Source organism: Pseudomonas sp. (assembly GCF_048269965.1).
Classification (GTDB): Bacteria; Pseudomonadota; Gammaproteobacteria; order Pseudomonadales; family Pseudomonadaceae; genus Aquipseudomonas.
Genome location: NZ_JBLWTV010000012.1, coordinates 11217 through 27216, shown reverse-complemented (window position 1 = coordinate 27216; position 16000 = coordinate 11217). Strand labels below are relative to the sequence as shown.

Here is a 16000-nt window from a genome sequence, read left to right as displayed (position 1 = left end):
TTCAGGCTTCGTCTTGTTCGACGTCGTCATCGTTGTCGCCGCGATAGGCCGCGAAGCACTTGAGGCTGTGGCTCACCTCGTTGCCTTCGATGAGCCAGCTGTCATCCGCTTCGCTGTACCGCGCGGCCTGCACCGAAGCCAGGGAAAACTTCCACAGGCGGCGTTCGCGGCCATCGATGCAGTGCACCTGCAGCAGGGGTTTGGCAGAGCTGTCGCTGCCCGCCGTACCGGCGCTGATCTGCGCCAGCAATTCGGTGTCGAGGTCGAACTGCCAGGCATACAGACCATCGATCTCCAGCATGTCGGCGTCTTGCAGGGCCTCGATCAGGCTTGTCGGTTTCATCGCATCACCCACGGCATCAGCGCCCCAGGCGGCGCAGGTCGGAAGACTCTATCACGCGCACGCCGTCTTCCTCTTCCAGAGCCAGGCGCCACAATGCGCGGGCCAGGGCGCAGGCGTCGATGCCCCGGTACTTGCCCGGCAGCCAACGCAGCAGCGGGGCTGCCAGACGCTCGCCGAGACGAAATTCGTGCCGTGCACCGAGCAGCAGCGACGGGCGGGCGATGGTCAGTTGCGGCCAGTCCATGGCTTTCAGCGCCGCTTCGGTCTCGCCCTTGATGCGGTTGTAGAACACCTTTGATCCGGGGTTGGCGCCCAGGGCGCTGATCACCACCAGATGCCGTGCGCCCAGCTCGCGAGCGCGGCGAGCGAAGGCCAGCACCAGGTCATGGTCGACGGCGCGGAAGGCTTCCTGCGAGCCGGCCTGCTTGAGGGTGCTGCCCAGGCAGCAGAAAGCGGTATCGACCTGGCCGGACAATTGCGGCAGCAGCGCTTGCAGCTCGCCCACCGGGTTCTCCAGATGCGGGTGCGTGGCCAGCGGCCGGCGGGTAGGCGCCAGCACGCGGGCGACCGTCGGCTCGCTGAGCAGGCGGTCGAGCAGGTGTTCACCGGTGAGTCCGGTGGCGCCTGCGAGAAGGATGTGCTGCGGGGTCAGGTACATGCAGTGTTCTCTTGTCCGTTACAGTTCAGCTTAACAGGCTGTTGAAAAACTACCTCGGCTTTGGCCTCCTGCATCCATGCACTCGTCGCCTACGATTTTCAATGGCCTTTTAGTCCGTTGCCGGACCGCTGGCCACGGCGCTGAGCGCACGCTCGGCCTGGCTCTGGCGCAGGTTGCGCCAGTGCTGGAGTACGCCGCGCGGCGCCCAGATCTGCGGTTCGGAAGGTTCGAAACCGTCGCTCTGCTCACGCTCGGCGACGCGCTCCTTGGCCAGTTCGAAGGCCCGTTCGAGGTTGTCGGTCTCGCCGAGGGCCTCGGCGAACAGGGCCCGTCCGAAGTAGGTGAAGTCGTTTTCCTCGCTGCAGCCGAAGGACACGCGATCGGCGCGCGCGGCGGTCATCACCAGGGTCTTCTCGTCTTTCAGTGGCGGGATGAAGCCGCCGGAATAGCAGGCAGAGATCACCACCACCTTGCTGCGCTGCTTGAGCGGGGCGAGCAGGGCGGCCAGCTCGCTGGCGGGCAGGTCGGCCAGTTGCAGGCGGGGCTGATCGAGATTGAGCTCGTGACGGCGCGAGCCGTGGCTGGTCAGGTAGATGAAGACCAGGTCTTCTTCGCCACTGCGTTCGGCCAGCGCCTGCACCGCGCGGGTGAGATTCTCGCGGGTGGCCAGTGGGCGGTCGGCGAGATGGTCGCGATGGTTGATCAGGCTGATGTTGCCATAGGCGCCGAAGCGCTCGCGCATCAGCCGGCTGACGTAGTCGGCCTCGCGCATGAATACGCTTTGCTTGCCGTCGCCGGCCAGGGTCAGCGCATACAGCTCGCGCGCCGGGGTCGAGGCTGGAATCGCGGCGATGGCTGCCTCGAGCAGGTGCCCCTGCTGCAGCAGGCCCAGCTCGAGGCTGTCGGGCAGTACCTGGCCCTGTTCGTCACGCACCAGGCGGCCGTGTTGCCAGGTGCCGGACTGGCGGCTGCCGTCGGCCAGAGTCAGGGTGCCTGCGCCGCTGTACTCGCCCCCCGAGAAATGCCCTCGGTAGGCGCTGCCATCGGTCAGGGTGAGCAGGCCTTCGCCTTCGTATTGCCAGTCGGCGAATTCACCGAGGTAGCGGGTGCCTGCGCCGTCGGTGTATTCACCGGGGCCCTGCATCACGCCCTCGATGAACTCCCCGGCCCAGGTTTCGCCGCTGGCGCTCTGGTAGCGGCCCTTGCCGTGGAATTCGTCATTCTGGAAACCGCCGCTGTAGTTGTCGCCATCGGCGTTGTGGTAGCTGCCCTGGCCACTGAGCAGCCCTTGAGCGAACACGCCGCTGTACTGGTTGCCATAGGCATCGCTGCGCACGCCCTGGCCTTCTGGCTGACCCTTGACGAACTGGCCCTGGAAGCTGCTGCCGTCGGCCATCTCCAGTTTGCCCAGACCGTGGAAGCGATCATTGAGAAAATCGCCCTGATAGCGCTGGCCGCCCTGTTCGAGCAAGCCTGCGCCACTGAAACGGTTGCGTTCGAAACCACCCTGATAGCGACTGCCATCGCTGTAGGTCAGGGTGCCCTGGCCATGGAACATGCCTTGGTGGAACTCGCCCAGGTAGTGTTCGCCACCAGGGCCTTGCCATTCGCCGCTGCCTTCGAGCATGCCGTCCTTGAACTGGCCGACGAACCAGCTGCCGTTGCGGTAGTCCAGACGCCCCGGGCCCTGCAATAACCCATCGACTATCTCGCCGCGATACTGGCCACCGTCCGGCAGCGTGGCATTGGCTGGCAGCAGCGGGCGTGCTTCCTCGCAACCGGCGAGCAGCAGGGACAGGCAAAGAGGCAGTAGGCGCAGGGCGAGGGGATTCATGACGGACGTCCAGGTCGGTGCTTTGTCCGCAGTATGCCGCAAGCCTGGACGCTTGCGCTGCCGAGTCGCACGCTTTGCTATCAGGCCGCTGAAAAATTACCCCGGCTTTGGCCTCCTGCATCCATGCAGTGGTCACCCAGGTTCTTCAACGGCCTGTAAGGGGGAAGGTTCCCGCTCCGACGGCTGCCGCCGGAAACGGGGCTGGCGGGGGTCAGACGAAGCAGAGGGTCAGCGGTTCGGCGATATAGGCCGGCTTTTCCTGGCCTTCGATCTCCAGTACGGCGCGGGCCTTGAGCAGCCACTGGCCGGGGTTCTTCTCGGTGGCGTCGGTCAGGGTCACCGTCAGACGCACCTTGGCGTCAACCTTGACCGGCTGGATGAAACGCACGCTGTCGAGGCCGTAATTGACCGCCATCTTCAGGCCCTGCGGCATGATCATGATGCCTTCCATCAGCATCGGCACCAGCGACAGCGAGAGGAAGCCGTGGGCGATGGTGGTGCCGAAGGGGGTCAGCTTGGCCTTTTCCGGGTCGACGTGGATGAACTGGTGGTCGCCGGTGCACTCGGCGAACTGATTGATGCGCTGCTGGTCGATGGTCAGCCACTCGGACTTGCCGAGTTCCTTGCCAACATGGTCCTTGAGCTCTGCTACGGGTACGAACGGCATAGTTCCTCCTTGAGGACGCGGGTGTTTTTCTTGTGTGCGTGGAACCGTTGCGGCCTAGATCATCACGGGGCCGGCAGCGGGTCAAGCCTGCCTTGATTGACTGAATGGCACGGCATAGACCGGACAGGTGAGGCAATACAGGGGCCAGTGCCGAGGCATCACGCCTATAATGGCCGGCATGCCCTCAAGATTGCCCGGATACCCCTGCTGTTGGCAGCGGTGCTGGGCATCGTACGTTTCGGAGATTGCCCATGCTGCTTCGCGGCCTTTCCTGGCTGGTGCTTTGCCAGTTGCTCGGTACCGCCCTCAACGTTCTGCTGCTGCCGATGTTGCCTGGCCCGATCATCGGCATGCTGCTTTTGTTCGTCTTTCTCATGCTGCGCGGCGAGGTGGGCGAGCCGTTGAGCGTCGCGTCCAGCAGCCTGCTCAAGTACCTGCCGCTGATTCTGGTGCCACCGGCCGTGGGCGTGATGGCGTACGCCAGCGACATCGCCGCCGACTTCTGGGCGGTGGTCGGTGCGCTGGTGCTGTCGCTGCTGGTGTCGCTGGCCTTCGCCGGCTGGCTGATGCAGAAACTGATCGAGCGCCAGCAGCGCCGGGAGGACGTATGAGTCCCGATTGGCAGGGCGCCTGGCAGGCGCTGACCCATCACCCGTTGTTCGGCATCGGCATCACCCTGGGCGCCTATCAACTGGCCATGGCCGCCTACGAGCGCACCCGCTGGGTATTCCTGCAGCCGGTGCTGGTATCGATGCTCACGGTGATCGGCATTCTGTTGCTATGCGGCCTGAGTTTCGCCGAATACCGGGGCAGCGTCGCGGCGCTGACGCTGCTGCTCGGCCCGGCCACCGTGGCCCTGGCGGTGCCGCTGTATCTCAATCTGCGGCGGATTCGCCAGCTGTTCTGGCCGATCATCCTGACCTTGCTGGTCGCCGGCACCTTCGCCACCGTGCTTGGCGCAGGGCTGGCCTGGTTGTTCGGCGCCGAGCGGCTGATGCTGATGAGCATGGCGCCCAAGTCGGTGACTTCGCCTATCGCCATGCTGGTGGCCGATCAGATCGGTGGTATCGCGGCGCTGGCGGCGGTGTTCGTGATGATCACCGGGGTCATCGGCGCCATCGTCGGGCCGTCCATTCTGCGGCTGTGCAGGGTTCATCATCCGGCAGCGCAGGGCATGGCGCTGGGCATCACCGCGCACGCCGTGGGTACGGCGCGAGCGCTGCAGGAGAGCGACGAATGTGGTGCCTTTGCGGCATTGGCGATGAGCCTGATGGGGGTGATTACCGCCGTGCTGTTGCCTCTGGCGATTGCTCTGCTGCTGTGAGAGCCTGCCAAACCCTGGCACCACTGCATTGATAACGGATTGTGAAGCCATGAATCTGCCGCTGTTCCCACTCAATACCGTACTGTTTCCCGGCTGCGTGCTCGACCTGCAGATATTCGAGGCGCGCTATCTGGACATGATCGCCCGCTGCATGAAACAGGACAGTGGCTTCGGTGTGGTGTGCATCGTCGAGGGCACTGAAGTCGGCGAAGCCGCCAGTAGTTTCTCCGCCATTGGCTGCGAGGCATTGGTGCGCGACTTTCAGCAGCGCACCAATGGTCTGCTGGGTATTCGTGTCGAAGGCGGGCGGCGTTTTCATGTCGAGCGCGCTCAGGTCATGCCTGACCAGTTGACTGTCGCCGAGGTGCAGTGGCTGGAGGAGCAGCCAAACAGCCCGCTGCAGGCCGAGCATGCCGATCTGGCCGCCTTGCATGCTGTGCTGGCCGAGCATCCGCTGGTGGCGGGGCTGGACATGACGGGTGTGGTCGCCGGGCAGCAGCAACTGGCCAATCAGCTGGCCTATCTGCTGCCGCTGGAGCCGGCGCAGAAACTGCAGTTACTTCAGCTCGATGATCCTGCCCTGCGCCTGGAGCAACTGCACGTCATGCTGGAAATGCTTCAGGGCGATGCCTGAGTCGACGTGTCAGTACGCATAGCGCAGCAGCGCGGTGGACAGCTGCCAGGTCGCCATGGCGCCCAGTACCGCGAGACAGGCCGGCAGGACGATCCACCACAGACGCGCCGGCAGCGCCGGCAGCGTTTCCCGACGCTGACACAGCGCCAGGCTCAGGCCGCAGACGGCCGAGGCCAGCAGGGCGCCGGCGATGATGTCGCTGGGCCAGTGCACGCCCAGGTAGACCCGCGACAAGGCGATCGCCAGAGCCGGCAGGCACGCCACTACCAGCCAGGCCAGACGCAGGCGTGCCGATTGACCTCGGCCGGCCAGCACTCCCAGCACCAGAAAGAAGGCAAAGGCAGCAGAGCTATGGCCGCTGGGAAAGCTGAAGGTGGTCAGCGGCTCGCTCAGCACGTCGGGGCGCGCCCGGGCGAAGCCATGCTTGAGCGTGGTGTTGCCCAGGGCCGTGATCAGTAGCGTCGAGCCGGCGAACAGCAGGTGACGCCAGCGGCGTGCCAGCAGCAGCAGGATGCACAGCACCGCTGCTGCGACCAGCTGGATATGGAAGTCGCCCAGTCGTGTGATGGTGACGATCCAGCGATCCAGGTGCGCCTGGCGCTGTTCCTGAACCAGCGTCATCAGGCCCTGATCCAGGGCATCGAGGTGCGGCCAGCCGATGATGATGGCTATCAACAGCAACAGGCTGAGGCCACCGCCCAACAGACTGGCGCGCGGTTTTTCCGCCAGGCTGGCCTGGATGGTCAGCAGCAGGATCACGCCAATACCGGCCAGCAGCACCGCCGCTTCGGTCCAGAAGCCTTCCGCCATCGGCAGACGCAGGGCGGCACCGGTCGCCCAGCCCGGCAACAGGTAAGCCACCGCCCAGCCGGCTGCCGCCACCAGGCTGACCAGAACGAAACGCAGCAGCGGCATGTTCAGCATGCCGGCTACCAGCGGCAGCATGGGGCGCAGCGGGCCGATGAAGCGACCGACCAGCAGGCTGGCCACGCCGTAATGGCGGAAATAGAGTTCGGCGCGCAGGATCCACTGCGGGTGGTGACGCAACACCGGCAGGCGGCCGATGTTGTGCTTGAAGCGTCTGCCCAGCGAATAGGAAATCATGTCGCCACACAGCGCTCCGGCGTAGGCCAGCAGCAACGTCTGCCACAGCGTCAGTATGCCGCTGCCGGCCAGCAGCGCGACGCTGAACAGCAGCACCACGCCGGGCAGCACGATCCCCACCAGTGCCAGGCACTCGAGCAGGGCGATAAGGAAGATCGCCAGGCCCAGCCATTGCGGGTTGCCACTCAGCCAGGTGGTCAGGTTGTCCAGCCAGACGCTCATCGCTCTGCTCCCGAAGCGCTCAATAATCGATAATCCCGTCCTTCGACCTGGCCACGGCGCAGAGGGTTGCGTGTGCAGTGGCGGGCGTAGGCGGCATCGACGAAACGGTAGGGCAGGTGTTCGTCGCGGCCCTCGGGAATGCCCAGTCGTGCGCACTGGATGATCGTGTGCGGTCGTTCGCCGACGTCCTCGACGAACAGCTGCTGCGGGTCGAAGCGGCGCGCGTCCCAGTCCGGTACCTTCAGGCCCAGCGCCTTGCACAGCAGCGTCTGCCCGGCGCACAGGCGTTCGGGCGCGCGGGGCTGGCCGAGGCTGCTCGGGTTGTTGCGTTGCATTGCCGCCAGGGCATCGGGGCCGCTGATGGCATCGAGCCAGGGATGTGCGGATTTGATCAGCACCGCGTTGCCGGGTCCGTGGGCACTGAAGTTCAGCGAATCGCCGCCGCGCGCGTAGTACATATAGATGTGCCCGCCATCAGCGAACAGCGCCTTGCGCTTCTCGGTGTAGCCGAGCGATGCGTGGCTGCCCTTGTCGACCAGGTAATAGGCCTCGGTCTCGATGATCCGTGCGCTCAGCCACAGCGCGCCGACGCGATGGCGGATGACCTTGCCGAGCAACTCGCGGGCCAGCAACTGCGCGTCGCGGTCGAAGAAGGTATCGGGCAATGGCCTGGCGTCGGGCCAGGGCACACTGAAGGTGGGTTCGACTGCTGTCATCTGTCGTATGGGGGCTAGGTCTCGGGCGGCGAGCATAACAACAAGAAGCTTAAAAATGCCTGAACGTTCCTGCTCCCGTCGTGCCCATGTCTGCCCCTTGGCGCGTTACACCCGCGACGTCCGGCATTGCCCGGCATTCATCACCTGGCAGACGAGCTGCCTACCGCTTGCCAGACGCCGCTGGGCGTGGACTTGCGAGCCCGCTATAATCAGCCCCTTTTTCCAATTGCCAGACCTCCGCCGCCATGACCGAGTCCGTGCACGACTACATGACCCGCCTGGGCCAGGCCGCCCGCCAGGCCTCGCGGGTGCTCGCCCGCGCCAGCACCGCGCAGAAGAATCGCGCGCTGCAGGCGGCTGCCAACGCCCTCGACGCCGCTCGCGCCGAGCTTGCCGCCGCCAACGAACTGGATCTGGCTGCCGCCCGCGCCAGCGGTCTGGAGCCGGCCATGGTCGACCGCCTGGCGCTGACGCCCAAGGTGATCGACAGCATGATCGAAGGGCTGCGCCAGGTTGCGACCCTGCCTGACCCGATCGGCGAGATTCAGGGCATGCGCTACCTGCCATCCGGTATCCAGGTCGGCAAGATGCGCGTGCCGCTGGGTGTGATCGGCATCATCTACGAGTCGCGTCCGAACGTGACCATCGATGCGGCCAGCCTGTGCCTGAAGTCCGGCAACGCCACCATCCTGCGCGGTGGCTCCGAGGCCATTCATTCCAACCAGGCGATTGCCCGCTGCATCCAGCAGGGCCTGGCCGAGGCCGATCTGCCGGCGGCTGCCGTGCAGGTTGTGGAAACCACTGATCGTGCCGCCGTCGGTGAGCTGATCAGCATGCCCGAATACGTCGACGTCATCGTGCCGCGTGGTGGCAAGGGGCTGATCGAGCGCATCAGTCGCGACGCCAAGGTGCCGGTGATCAAGCACCTGGACGGTGTTTGCCACGTCTATGTCGACGTCGCTGCCGATCTCGACAAGGCCATCCGCGTCTGCGACAACGCCAAGACCCAGCGCTATTCGCCGTGCAACGCCATGGAAACCCTGCTGGTGCATCAGGCCATCGCCGCGCGCGTGCTGCCGCCGCTGGCCGCGATCTATCGCGACAAGGGCGTGGAGCTGCGTGGCGATGCCGCTACCCGCGAGCTGCTGGGTAGCGATGTGCTGAACGCGAGCGAGGACGACTGGTTTGCCGAGTACAACGCACCGATCCTGGCGATCCGCATCGTCGATTCGCTGGATGCGGCCATCGAGCACATCAACCATTACGGCTCGCAGCACACCGACTCGATCATCACCGAGAACTTCAGCGATGCCCGACGCTTCCTCACCGAGGTGGATTCCGCTTCGGTGATGGTCAATGCCTCGACCCGCTTCGCCGATGGTTTCGAGTACGGCCTGGGCGCGGAGATCGGTATCTCCACCGACAAGCTGCACGCACGCGGCCCGGTTGGCCTGGAGGGCCTGACCAGCGAGAAGTACGTGGTCTTTGGCGATGGACACATTCGCACATAAATGAAACGGATCGGCGCCCGACGCATCGGCCTGCTCGGCGGTACCTTCAACCCGGTGCATATCGGGCATCTGCGTGCTGCACTGGAAGTGGCCGAATTCATGGCGCTGGACGAGCTGCGGCTGATTCCCAGCGCCAGACCGCCCCATCGCGACACGCCGCAGGCGACAGCCGAACAGCGTCTGGCCATGGTCGAGCTGGCGGTGGCCGGCGAGAGGCGGCTGACGGTCGATGACCGCGAGCTGCGTCGCGACAAGCCGTCTTACACGGTGGACACGCTGGAGTCGGTGCGCGCCGAACTGGCGGCGGACGATCAGGTGTTTCTGCTGCTCGGCTGGGACGCTTTCTGCGGCTTGCCGAGTTGGCATCGCTGGCAGGAGTTGCTCGAGCATTGCCACCTGCTGGTGTTGCAACGGCCGGACGCCGACAGCGAGGCGCCCGAGGCGCTGCGCGATCTGCTGGCCGCGCGCAGTGTCAGCGACCCGCTGAGCCTGCAGGGTGCTGGCGGGCAGATCAGTTTCATCTGGCAGACTCCGCTGGCGATTTCCGCCACGCAGATTCGCCACTTGCTGGCAACCGACCGCTCGGCGCGATACCTGCTGCCGGATGCGGTACTGGCCTACATCCAGGCGCACGATCTGTACCGTGCGCCCAATGCTTGAAACGTCGCGCATGTGCGCTGGCGTCCATTACACGAGGCAAATGAGTCATTTATGAGCAAGCAGAACATGCCCAGCGAAGAGCTGGTCAAGATCGCCGTGGCGGCGCTGGAAGAGATCAAGGCGACCGACATCACCGTGATCGACGTCAAGGACAAGACCAGCATCACCGACTTCATGGTGATTGCCAGCGGTAGCTCCAGCCGTCAGGTCAAGTCGCTGGTGGAGAATGTGCTGGAAAAGGTCAAGGAGCAGGGCGTGCGCCCGATCGGCAGCGAAGGTCTGGACAGCGGCGAGTGGGCCCTGCTCGACCTGGGCGATATCGTCGTGCACGTGATGCTGCCTACCGCGCGCCAGTTCTATGACCTCGAACGCCTGTGGCAAGGCGCCGAGCAGAGCCGCGCCCAGCACAGCGCCGAGTAGAGGGCCTGCAGCCATTTCGTTCGCGACCGCGCCGGAGCCTGTTTTGGCGCGGGGCAAGGCATGAGGAGAGAGGTTTGGTTATTCCAAATGAACGACGAATAACGCAGCACCGCGCCAAAACAGGCCCGGCCCTTCGGGTTGCGCGGCAAATGGCGCCATGCTGCGTTACGGGACTTGGCAAGGGGACACCATTCCCTGCGTCCCGCGCCTTGCCTGGCGCCATTTGGCGCAGCAACGCGGTTCGCGAACGAAATGGCTGCAGGCCCTAAGCCGTGCGGATCAAACTGATTGCCGTCGGTTCGCGCATGCCGCGCTGGGTCGAGGAGGGCTGGCAGGAGTACGTCAAGCGGTTGCCTGCCGAATTGCCGCTGGAACTGGTGGAAATTCCCCTCAATACCCGTGGCAAGAATGCCGACGTCGCCCGCCTGATCCGTCAGGAAGGCGAGGCCATGCTGAGCAAGGTGCAGCCCGGCGAACGTATCGTCACGCTGGAGGTCCATGGCAAGCCATGGAGCACCGAGCAACTGGCGGCGGAGCTGGAGCGCTGGCGTCTCGATGCGCGCAACGTCAACCTCATGGTCGGCGGCCCGGAAGGGCTGGCGCCGGAGGTTTGCGCGCGCAGCGAACAGCGCTGGTCGCTGTCGCCACTGACCCTGCCGCATCCGCTGGTGCGTATCCTGCTTGGCGAGCAGATCTACCGAGCCTGGACCCTGCTGTCCGGCCATCCGTATCACAAGTGATCACCTAGTCATGCCGCAGCCGATTCGCCTCAAGGATCACGAAAAGGACGCTCGCCTGGTCAAGCGCCGGGTGCTCGTCGGCGGCGCGGTGATCATTCTGCTGACCTGCGTGCTGATCTTGCGCATGTACTACCTGCAGGTGATTCAGTACGAGCATCACAGCACCCTGGCGGAAAACAACCGCATCCACGTGCAGCCGCTGCCCCCGACCCGTGGGCTGATCTACGACCGCAACGGCGTGATCATCGCCGACAACCGGCCGAGCTTCAGCCTCACCGTGACCCGCGAGCGCGCCGGTGACTGGCGCAGGGTGCTCGATACGGTGGTCGAGGTGCTGGCGCTTTCAGAGGAAGAGCGCGCGTTGTTCGAGCGTCGGGTGCGCCAGGGCCGGCGCCCGTTCGAGCCGGTGCCGATCCTGTTCGAACTGTCCGAAGAGCAGATCGCTCGTATCGCGGTCAACCAGTTCCGCCTGCCGGGCGTCGAGGTGGCTGCGCAACTGGTGCGGCACTATCCGCAGCAGGAACACTTCGCGCATTCGGTCGGCTACGTCGGGCGCATCAACGAGCAGGAACTCCAGCGCCTGGACCCGACCGACTACGCCGGTACGCACCATATCGGCAAGACCGGTATCGAGCGTTTCTACGAGGAAGAACTGCACGGCGAAGTCGGCTACGAAGAGGTCGAGACCAACGCCCGTGGTCGCGTGCTGCGTGTGCTCAACCGCGTCGATCCGAAACCGGGCAAGGACATCGTCCTCAGCCTCGACGTGAAGCTGCAGGAGGCTGCGGAGAATGCGCTTGGCGGTCGCCGTGGGGCCGTGGTGGCCATCGATCCGAACAGCGGCGAAGTGTTGGCGATGGTCAGTCAGCCCAGTTTCGACCCCAACCCTTTCGTCACCGGCATCAGTTTCAAGGCCTATGGTGAGTTGCGCGACTCCATCGACCAGCCTCTGTATAACCGGGTATTGCGCGGTCTCTATCCGCCGGGGTCGACCATCAAGCCCATGGTCGCCGTGGCGGGTCTCGATGCGGGTGTGGTCACCCCCACTTCGCGGGTGTTCGACCCCGGCTTCTATCAGTTGCCCAATCACAGCCACAAATACCGCAACTGGAACCGCAACGGTGACGGCTGGGTCGATCTGAACCTGGCCATTGCGCGTTCCAATGACACCTATTTCTACGATCTGGCGCACAAGATGGGCGTCGACCGCATGCATGACTACATGAGCCGTTTCGGCCTCGGGCAGCGCGTGGCGCTGGATATGTTCGAGGAAACCGCCGGCCTGATGCCTTCGCGTGACTGGAAGCGGGCGCGTTATCGCCAGCCGTGGTACCCGGGCGAGACGCTGATTCTTGGCATCGGCCAGGGTTACATGCAGACCACGCCGCTGCAGTTGGCGCAGGCCACCGCGCTGATGGCCACGCGCGGCAAGTGGATTCGTCCGCACCTGGCCAAGAGCGTCGACGGCCGCCGGCCTGTCGACCCCAACCCGATCCCGGATATCGTCCTGCGCGACCCCAAGTTCTGGGACTATGGCATCCATGGCATGGAAGAGGTACTGCACGGTGCCCGCGGGACGGCGCGCAAGGTCGGCGACAGCGCCGTCTATCGCATCGCCGGCAAGAGCGGCACGGCGCAGGTGGTGGCGATCAAGCAGGGCGAGAAGTACGACCGTAACAAGATACAGGAGCGCCATCGTGATCATGCGCTGTTCATTGGCTTCGCGCCTGCGCAGAAGCCGCAGATCGCCGTGGCGGTGATGGTCGAGAACGGTGAGTCAGGCTCTGGCGTTGCTGCGCCCGTGGTCAAGCAGGTGATGGACGCCTGGCTGCTGGATAAGGAGACCGGTCAGCTCAAGGCCGAGTTCGCGTTGCCCACGCCTGCCGAGGTCAGTCAGCGATGATCAGCAATTTCGACCGGACCCTGTCCGATGAGGACGTACTGCGTCGTCGCGCCAGTCTGCTGCAGCGCATGCACATCGATGGCTGGCTGCTGTTGCTGCTGCTGATCCTGGGTGCCGGCAGCCTGTTCATTCTCTACTCTGCCAGTGGCAAGAATGTCGACCTGCTGCTCAGGCAGGCATCGTCCTTCGGTCTCGGCATGGTTGCGGTGGTCGTGATCGCCCAGTTCGACCCGCGCTTCATGGCGCGCTGGGTGCCTCTTGCTTACGTGGCGGGTGTCGCCTTGCTGATTGCGGTGGAGGTGATGGGCCATACGGCGATGGGAGCGACACGCTGGATCAATATCCCGGGCGTGATCCGCTTCCAGCCCTCGGAGCTGATGAAAATCATCATGCCGATGACCATCGCCTGGTATCTGTCACGGCATAACCTGCCGCCACGTTTCAAACATATCGTCGTCAGCCTGACGATGATCGGCATTCCTTTCGTGCTGATCCTGAAACAGCCGGACCTGGGCACCTCATTGCTGATTCTCGCCTCGGGCGCCTTCGTGGTGTTCATGGCTGGCCTGCAGTGGCGCTGGATCATCGGCGCCGCCGCTGCCGTTGTGCCGATCGCGGTGGGCATGTGGTACTTCGTCATGCACGACTACCAGAAGCGCCGTGTGCTGACGTTCCTCAACCCGGAAAGCGATCCGCTGGGGTCGGGCTGGAACATCATCCAGTCCAAGGCGGCCATCGGTTCCGGCGGCGTATTGGGCAAGGGCTGGCTGCTGGGTACCCAGTCGCACCTGGATTTTTTGCCGGAAAGTCACACGGACTTTATCATTGCCGTGCTCGCGGAGGAGTTCGGCCTGGTCGGCGTCTGCCTGTTGCTGCTGCTCTATCTGCTGCTGCTGGCGCGTGGCCTGGTGATTACCGCCCAGGCACAGACGCTGTTCGGCAAGCTGCTGGCAGGGGCACTGACCATGACCTTTTTCGTCTACGTATTCGTCAACATCGGCATGGTCAGCGGGCTGCTGCCGGTGGTTGGGGTTCCGCTGCCCTTCATCAGTTACGGCGGAACCCATCTGGTCACGCTGTTGTCAGGCTTCGGGATATTGATGGCGATCCACACTCACAGAAAGTGGATCGCTCAGGTTTGATTTTGGGGGTTTTTGAGTCAATGCATTCTCTGCGTAGTTGGGCTGCTCGTACGTTCATCGGAGCCGGCGTCGCCGGCGTGCTCGGCACCAGCGCCCAGGCGCTGGCAGCCGATTACGACGGCTCGCCGCAGGTAGCCGAGTTCGTCGAGGAAATGACCCGCGACTATGGCTTCGCCAGCGAGCAACTGGTCAGCCTGTTTGCCGAGGTGGAGCGCAAGCAGGCGATCCTCGACGCCATTTCGCGTCCGGCTGAAAAGGTCAAACCCTGGAAGGACTATCGGCCGATCTTCATCACCGACAAGCGCATCGCCCAGGGTGTCGAGTTCTGGAACAAGAACCAGGCGGCGCTGGAGAAGGCCGAAGCCGAGTACGGCGTGCCGCCGCAGTTCATCGTCGCCATCATCGGCGTGGAAACCTTCTACGGCGGTAATACCGGCAGCTGGCGGGTGATGGATGCGCTGTCGACCCTGGCCTTCGATTACCCGCCGCGTGCGCCGTTCTTCCGCAAGGAACTGCGTGAGTTTCTGCTGCTGACCCGTGAGGAACAGGTCGACCCGATCACCCTAAAAGGCTCTTACGCGGGTGCCATGGGCCTGCCGCAGTTCATGCCGAGCAGTTTCCGTGCTTACGCCGTGGACTTCGACGGTGACGGTCATATCAACATCTGGAGCAACCCGACCGATGCCATTGGCAGTGTTGCCAGCTATTTCAAGCGCCACGGCTGGCAGGCCGGTGCTCAGGTCGCCAGTCGCGTCGAAGCCAGCGGTGCTCGCGTCGATGAAGGTCTGACGCAAGGCCTGGACCCGGTGAAGAACGTCGCCGAGCTGCGCGAGCTGGGCTGGAACAGCGAAGACAAGCTGGCCGAGGATTTGCCGGTGACGGCGTTTCGTCTGCAAGGCGCGGAAGGTGACGAATACTGGTTCGGTTTGCCCAACTTCTTCACCATCACCCGCTACAATCGCAGCGTGATGTATGCCATGGCGGTCAACCAACTGGCCGAATTGCTGGTCGAAACGCGGGGTAATCGATGAGTGCGTCCAAACTGCTGCCGCTGGCAGTCTGCGTAACGGCAGCGCTGTTGCTCGCGAGCTGTTCTTCCAAGCGTGCACCGCAGCCTGTGGTGACGCCCGGTCAGTCTGCCGGTATCTCTGGCCCGGAGGATTTCAACCGACCACACAGGGATGGTGCGCCCTGGTGGGACGTCGACGTCTCGAAGATTCAGGACGCCATCCCCATGCCGCATTACGGGCCGGTCAAGGCCAGCCCTTATGTGGTGTTCGGCAAGCAGTACTACCCGATTCAGGACGCCCGTCGCTACCAGGCGGTCGGTCCGGCTTCCTGGTACGGCACCAAGTTCCATGGCCAGGCCACTGCCAACGGCGAAACCTACGATCTGTACGGCATGACCGCAGCGCACAAGACATTGCCGCTGCCCAGCTATGTACGGGTGACCAACCTCGAGAACGGCAAGGTCGTGATCCTGCGGGTCAACGATCGTGGGCCGTTCTATTCGGACCGCATCATCGACCTGTCCTTCGCGGCGGCGAAGAAGCTCGGCTATGCCGAGAAAGGCACCGCGCGAGTCAAGGTAGAAGGCATCGACCCCCATGAGTGGTGGGCACAGCAGGGCCGCCCGGTCCCGCTGGTGCTGGCCAACAATCAGCCGGCCAAGGCCGCCGTCGCCCAGCCCGTGGCGCAGCCTGTGCCGCAGGTCGTCGAGCAGTACGCGCCGCCGCCCGAGCAGCACGCCGCTGCGGTGGTGCCCGTGCAGATCGACGCAAAAAAAAACGATTCACTCGGAGCCTCTGGCCTGTATCTCCAGGTGGGAGCCTTCGCCAATCCGGACGCTGCGGAGCTGCTCAAGTCCAAGCTGAGCCAGACCAGCAGTGTGCCGGTGTTCATCAGCTCAGTGGTGCGCGACCAGCAGATTCTGCATCGGGTGCGAATGGGGCCGATCAGCAACCAGGGCGAGGCTGAGCAGCTGCAGAGCAGCGTGCGCCTGGCCAACCTGGGGCAGCCCACGCTGGTGCGCGCCGACTGATGGCAACTTAACCGGCTTTTGCCGGACTAAATCCGAGGCTCGCCTTGATAGCGAGTCGAAAGATGGCCCTTCGGGGCCGTA

Annotated in this window: 17 protein-coding genes; 11 read left to right on the top strand and 6 right to left on the bottom strand. The window is 64.3% G+C overall.

All coding sequences use genetic code 11. The features are described 5' to 3' along the window. Position 1 precedes the first annotated feature (1 nt). From ACN0X6_RS14955 to ACN0X6_RS14940, 4 genes are all read right to left on the bottom strand, one after another. Positions 2-343 carry a DUF5629 family protein gene (locus ACN0X6_RS14955; protein ID WP_417705063.1) on the bottom strand — a complete coding sequence of 114 codons (342 nt, stop codon included), beginning with the start codon at positions 341-343 and terminating at the stop codon, positions 2-4. A 16-nt stretch (positions 344-359) separates the two neighbouring features. Then, positions 360-1001, bottom strand: coding sequence for an oxidoreductase (locus tag ACN0X6_RS14950; RefSeq protein WP_417705061.1), 642 nt, complete (start codon positions 999-1001; stop codon positions 360-362). A gap of 109 nt (positions 1002-1110) precedes the next feature. Continuing rightward, positions 1111-2835, bottom strand: a complete 1725-nt coding sequence (locus ACN0X6_RS14945) for a C13 family peptidase (RefSeq protein ID WP_417705060.1) — start codon at positions 2833-2835, stop codon at positions 1111-1113. A 211-nt stretch (positions 2836-3046) separates the two neighbouring features. Next, positions 3047-3502, bottom strand: a complete 456-nt coding sequence (locus ACN0X6_RS14940; protein WP_417705058.1) for a MaoC family dehydratase — start codon at positions 3500-3502, stop codon at positions 3047-3049. A gap of 251 nt (positions 3503-3753) precedes the next feature. Here ACN0X6_RS14940 and ACN0X6_RS14935 point away from each other — a divergent pair, with 251 nt between their 5' ends. From ACN0X6_RS14935 to ACN0X6_RS14925, 3 genes are read left to right on the top strand one after another with little or no spacing between them, the layout of a single operon-like run. Continuing rightward, on the top strand, positions 3754-4113 hold the full coding sequence (locus ACN0X6_RS14935; protein ID WP_013717188.1) for a CidA/LrgA family protein: 360 nt from the start codon (positions 3754-3756) through the stop codon (positions 4111-4113). After that, entirely contained in the window at positions 4110-4826 is a 717-nt protein-coding gene (locus ACN0X6_RS14930; protein WP_160017103.1) for an LrgB family protein, read from the top strand. The genes ACN0X6_RS14935 and ACN0X6_RS14930 overlap by 4 nt, the downstream gene beginning before the upstream one ends. Positions 4827-4875: 49 nt before the next feature. Beyond that, the gene (locus tag ACN0X6_RS14925; protein WP_417705055.1) at positions 4876-5460 is read left to right on the top strand and encodes an LON peptidase substrate-binding domain-containing protein; all 585 of its coding nucleotides are present in this window, start codon (positions 4876-4878) and stop codon (positions 5458-5460) included. A 9-nt stretch (positions 5461-5469) separates the two neighbouring features. On the opposite strand, the gene ACN0X6_RS14920 is transcribed toward ACN0X6_RS14925, so the two are convergent. Both ACN0X6_RS14920 and ACN0X6_RS14915 read right to left on the bottom strand, forming a co-directional pair. Next, complete coding sequence (locus ACN0X6_RS14920) at positions 5470-6786, bottom strand: bifunctional DedA family/phosphatase PAP2 family protein (RefSeq protein ID WP_417705053.1); 1317 nt, start codon at positions 6784-6786, stop codon at positions 5470-5472. Then, on the bottom strand, positions 6783-7502 hold the full coding sequence (locus ACN0X6_RS14915; protein ID WP_417705051.1) for a DNA-3-methyladenine glycosylase: 720 nt from the start codon (positions 7500-7502) through the stop codon (positions 6783-6785). Before ACN0X6_RS14915 ends, ACN0X6_RS14920 begins: the two co-directional genes overlap by 4 nt. Positions 7503-7747: 245 nt before the next feature. Here ACN0X6_RS14915 and ACN0X6_RS14910 point away from each other — a divergent pair, with 245 nt between their 5' ends. The 8 genes from ACN0X6_RS14910 to ACN0X6_RS14875 all read left to right on the top strand — a co-directional run bounded on the left by ACN0X6_RS14910 (position 7748) and on the right by ACN0X6_RS14875 (position 15919). Then, positions 7748-9013: a glutamate-5-semialdehyde dehydrogenase gene (locus ACN0X6_RS14910; protein WP_417705049.1), complete on the top strand. Its 1266-nt coding sequence runs from the start codon at positions 7748-7750 to the stop codon at positions 9011-9013. Continuing rightward, positions 9014-9673, top strand: coding sequence for a nicotinate-nucleotide adenylyltransferase (gene nadD / locus ACN0X6_RS14905; RefSeq protein WP_417705048.1), 660 nt, complete (start codon positions 9014-9016; stop codon positions 9671-9673). 66 nt (positions 9674-9739) lie between these two features. After that, complete coding sequence (rsfS, locus tag ACN0X6_RS14900) at positions 9740-10093, top strand: ribosome silencing factor (RefSeq protein ID WP_003240193.1); 354 nt, start codon at positions 9740-9742, stop codon at positions 10091-10093. Between the two features lie 272 nt (positions 10094-10365). Further along, on the top strand, positions 10366-10833 hold the full coding sequence (gene rlmH, locus ACN0X6_RS14895) for a 23S rRNA (pseudouridine(1915)-N(3))-methyltransferase RlmH (RefSeq protein WP_090433052.1): 468 nt from the start codon (positions 10366-10368) through the stop codon (positions 10831-10833). 10 nt (positions 10834-10843) lie between these two features. Further along, positions 10844-12736 carry a penicillin-binding protein 2 gene (mrdA, locus tag ACN0X6_RS14890; protein ID WP_417705045.1) on the top strand — a complete coding sequence of 631 codons (1893 nt, stop codon included), beginning with the start codon at positions 10844-10846 and terminating at the stop codon, positions 12734-12736. 38 nt (positions 12737-12774) lie between these two features. Further along, the gene (rodA, locus tag ACN0X6_RS14885) at positions 12775-13878 is read left to right on the top strand and encodes a rod shape-determining protein RodA (protein WP_417705233.1); all 1104 of its coding nucleotides are present in this window, start codon (positions 12775-12777) and stop codon (positions 13876-13878) included. A 20-nt stretch (positions 13879-13898) separates the two neighbouring features. Beyond that, complete coding sequence (gene mltB / locus ACN0X6_RS14880) at positions 13899-14909, top strand: lytic murein transglycosylase B (protein ID WP_417705044.1); 1011 nt, start codon at positions 13899-13901, stop codon at positions 14907-14909. Further along, positions 14906-15919 (top strand): septal ring lytic transglycosylase RlpA family protein, encoded by a 1014-nt coding sequence (locus ACN0X6_RS14875; protein ID WP_192980549.1) that lies wholly within the window; start codon positions 14906-14908, stop codon positions 15917-15919. Before mltB ends, ACN0X6_RS14875 begins: the two co-directional genes overlap by 4 nt. Positions 15920-16000 lie beyond the last annotated feature (81 nt).

What these genes read in the sequence shown, in the direction of transcription:
- ACN0X6_RS14955 (WP_417705063.1), bottom strand. Translation starts at nt 343, where the DNA reads ATGAAACCGACAAGCCTGATCGAGGCCCTGCAAGACGCCGACATGCTG.
- ACN0X6_RS14950 (WP_417705061.1), bottom strand. Translation starts at nt 1,001, where the DNA reads ATGTACCTGACCCCGCAGCACATCCTTCTCGCAGGCGCCACCGGACTC.
- ACN0X6_RS14945 (WP_417705060.1), bottom strand. Translation starts at nt 2,835, where the DNA reads ATGAATCCCCTCGCCCTGCGCCTACTGCCTCTTTGCCTGTCCCTGCTG.
- ACN0X6_RS14940 (WP_417705058.1), bottom strand. Translation starts at nt 3,502, where the DNA reads ATGCCGTTCGTACCCGTAGCAGAGCTCAAGGACCATGTTGGCAAGGAA.
- ACN0X6_RS14935 (WP_013717188.1), top strand. Translation starts at nt 3,754, where the DNA reads ATGCTGCTTCGCGGCCTTTCCTGGCTGGTGCTTTGCCAGTTGCTCGGT.
- ACN0X6_RS14930 (WP_160017103.1), top strand. Translation starts at nt 4,110, where the DNA reads ATGAGTCCCGATTGGCAGGGCGCCTGGCAGGCGCTGACCCATCACCCG.
- ACN0X6_RS14925 (WP_417705055.1), top strand. Translation starts at nt 4,876, where the DNA reads ATGAATCTGCCGCTGTTCCCACTCAATACCGTACTGTTTCCCGGCTGC.
- ACN0X6_RS14920 (WP_417705053.1), bottom strand. Translation starts at nt 6,786, where the DNA reads ATGAGCGTCTGGCTGGACAACCTGACCACCTGGCTGAGTGGCAACCCG.
- ACN0X6_RS14915 (WP_417705051.1), bottom strand. Translation starts at nt 7,502, where the DNA reads ATGACAGCAGTCGAACCCACCTTCAGTGTGCCCTGGCCCGACGCCAGG.
- ACN0X6_RS14910 (WP_417705049.1), top strand. Translation starts at nt 7,748, where the DNA reads ATGACCGAGTCCGTGCACGACTACATGACCCGCCTGGGCCAGGCCGCC.
- nadD (WP_417705048.1), top strand. Translation starts at nt 9,014, where the DNA reads ATGAAACGGATCGGCGCCCGACGCATCGGCCTGCTCGGCGGTACCTTC.
- rsfS (WP_003240193.1), top strand. Translation starts at nt 9,740, where the DNA reads ATGCCCAGCGAAGAGCTGGTCAAGATCGCCGTGGCGGCGCTGGAAGAG.
- mrdA (WP_417705045.1), top strand. Translation starts at nt 10,844, where the DNA reads ATGCCGCAGCCGATTCGCCTCAAGGATCACGAAAAGGACGCTCGCCTG.
- mltB (WP_417705044.1), top strand. Translation starts at nt 13,899, where the DNA reads ATGCATTCTCTGCGTAGTTGGGCTGCTCGTACGTTCATCGGAGCCGGC.
- ACN0X6_RS14875 (WP_192980549.1), top strand. Translation starts at nt 14,906, where the DNA reads ATGAGTGCGTCCAAACTGCTGCCGCTGGCAGTCTGCGTAACGGCAGCG.